Annotated in this window: 2 protein-coding genes and 1 pseudogene; 2 read left to right on the forward strand and 1 reads right to left on the reverse strand. The window is 72.9% G+C overall.

Annotation, left to right across the window (positions count from 1 at the left end):
* Window positions 1–8 precede the first annotated feature (8 nt).
* Complete coding sequence (locus AB0C29_RS44125) at window positions 9–815, reverse strand: CDP-alcohol phosphatidyltransferase family protein (RefSeq protein WP_360833741.1); 807 nt, start codon at window positions 813–815, stop codon at window positions 9–11.
* 105 nt (window positions 816–920) lie between these two features.
* On the opposite strand from AB0C29_RS44125, the gene AB0C29_RS44130 reads away from it, so the two are divergent.
* Window positions 921–1,904, forward strand: coding sequence for a zinc-binding alcohol dehydrogenase (locus AB0C29_RS44130; RefSeq protein ID WP_360833743.1), 984 nt, complete (start codon window positions 921–923; stop codon window positions 1,902–1,904).
* Window positions 1,905–2,258, forward strand: a pseudogene (locus AB0C29_RS44135) (6-carboxytetrahydropterin synthase); the annotation flags it as partial.
* Between the last annotated feature and the right edge of the window lie 89 nt (window positions 2,259–2,347).

Here is a 2,347-nt window from a genome sequence, read left to right on the forward strand (position 1 = left end):
GACCGGCCTCAGGCGTTCACCGAGGCGGGACGGCGACGCGGGTCCGGCAGCAGAACCACTCGGCGCTGGGCCACCCGGGCCCGGGCGACGGTCAGCCGGCGGCGGCTCTCCTCGCGCCACAGCCACCGCACGTCGAGGCCGAAGGACCAGGTCAGCGAGGCCAGCGCGGCGGCCAGCACGACGAACGCGACGGCCTCGGGCAGCAGGCTCGCGGTGGCGACCACCAGCGCCACGCCCTGCACCGCCGCGACGACCTTGCGGGAGAACCTCGGCAGCAGCGGGGCGTTGAGCCACGGCCATGCCCACGAGGCGGCGACGAAGACGTACCGGAAGGCGCCCATCGCGATCGTCCACCAGCCGAAGGTGCCGGCCACCGCGATGCTCAGCACCAGGACCAGGAACGAGTCGACCTCCATGTCGAAGCGGGCACCCAGCTTCGTGGTGGAGTTGGTGCGCCGGGCGACCTGGCCGTCCACGCCGTCCAGAGCCAGCGCCACCCCGATCAGGGTGACCAGCACCGGCAACGGCACCGGCGCCGTGAAGGAGGTCACCACCAGGGCGGTCACGCCGCCGACCAGCGTCGCGCGGCCCAGGGTCACGGCGTTCGCGGGGCCGAGGGCGCGCATCCCGCTGCGGCGCAGGCCCGCGCCGAGGACCACGGCCAGGACCACGGCGTACGCCGTACCGGCGAGCCAGCCGGCCGGGCTGACCCCCACGGTGGCGGCGAGGGCCGTCACCAGGATCAGATGGGCGGCCAGGCCGACGATCGGTCCCCGGCTCTCGCGAGCCGTCATCGTGGCGATACTGATAGTCACCGTGCCTCCGGGTGGGCAAGATCCGTTGCCGCGTATGGTTGCCGCTGTCGTCACTGAACACGCTTGATCCGCGCGTTCGGTTCAGCGCTCGGAGGAGAATTACCGATGACGGGTCAGGCCCGCGCCTTCTGGCTCGCCGCGCCCGGCCGGGGGGAGATCCGGCCGGTGAGCGTCGGCCACCCCGGCCCCGGCGAGGTGCTCGTCCGCACTCTGCACTCCGGCGTGAGCCGCGGCACCGAGACCCTGGTGTTCCGCGGCGGCGTGCCGGAGAGCCAGCACGCGGCGATGCGCGCGCCCTTCCAGGAGGGCGATTTTCCGGCCCCGGTGAAGTACGGCTACCTCAACGTCGGCGTCGTCGAGCAGGGCCCGCCGGAGCTGCTGGGCCGCACGGTGTTCGCGCTGTACCCGCACCAGACCCACTACGTGGTGCCGGCCGACGCGGTGACCGTGGTGCCCGAGGGCGTGCCGGCGAGCCGCGCCGTGCTGGCCGGCACCGTCGAGACCGCCGTCAACGCGCTCTGGGACGCCGCGCCGCTGGTCGGTGACCGGATCGCCGTGGTCGGCGCGGGCATGGTCGGCGCGTGCGTCGCCGCTGTGCTGGCCCGCTTCCCCGGCGCCAAGGTGCAGCTGGTCGACGCGAACCCGGAACGCGCCACGCTGGCCGCCGCCCTCGGGGTCGGTTTCGCCCTGCCCGCCGACGCCACCGGCGACTGTGACCTGGTCGTCCACGCCAGCGCCACCTCGGCCGGGCTGACCCGGGCGCTGGAGCTGCTGGCCGCGGAGGCTACGGTCATCGAGCTCAGCTGGTACGGCGACCGCGAGGTCAGCGTCCCGCTCGGTGAGTTCTTCCACTCCCGCCGCCTGGTGGTCAAGAGCAGTCAGGTGGGCGGGATCGCCCCGGCCCGGCGCGGGCGCCGCAGTTACGCCGACCGGCTGGCGATCGCCCTGGACCTGCTGACCGACCCGATCTTCGACGCCCTGCTCACCGGGGAGTCGGCGTTCGCCGAGCTGCCGGCGGTCATGCCGCGACTGACCAGCGGGGAGCTGCCCGCACTGTGCCACCTGATCAGCTACCCGACAGGAGAGTGAATGTTCAGCGTCACCGTCCGTGACCACATCATGATCGCCCACAGCTTCTCGGGGGAGGTCTTCGGACCGGCCCAGAAGCTGCACGGCGCGACCTTCGTGGTCGACGCCACGTTCAAGCGTCCCGAGCTGGACGCGGACAACATCGTCGTGGACATCGGCCGGGCGAGCGAGGAGCTGCACGCCATCTGCGGTGCGCTCAGCTACCGCAACCTCGACGACGAGGCGGAGTTCGCCGGCGTCAACACGTCGACGGAGTTCCTGGCCAAGGTCATCGCGGACCGGCTGGCCGGCAAGGCGGAGTCCGGCGAGCTCGGGGTGGGGGCGCGCGGGCTGACCGGCATCGCGGTCACCCTGTCGTTGAGCAGCTTGAACTTGTCCAGGTCGGCCATCACGAACGCGAACCGGCCGCCGTCGCGCAGCCGTTCGCGGACCGCGCCCTCGAA

It is taken from the genome of Actinoplanes sp. NPDC048791 (genome assembly GCF_040650095.1).
Lineage (GTDB): Bacteria > Actinomycetota > Actinomycetes > Mycobacteriales > Micromonosporaceae > Actinoplanes.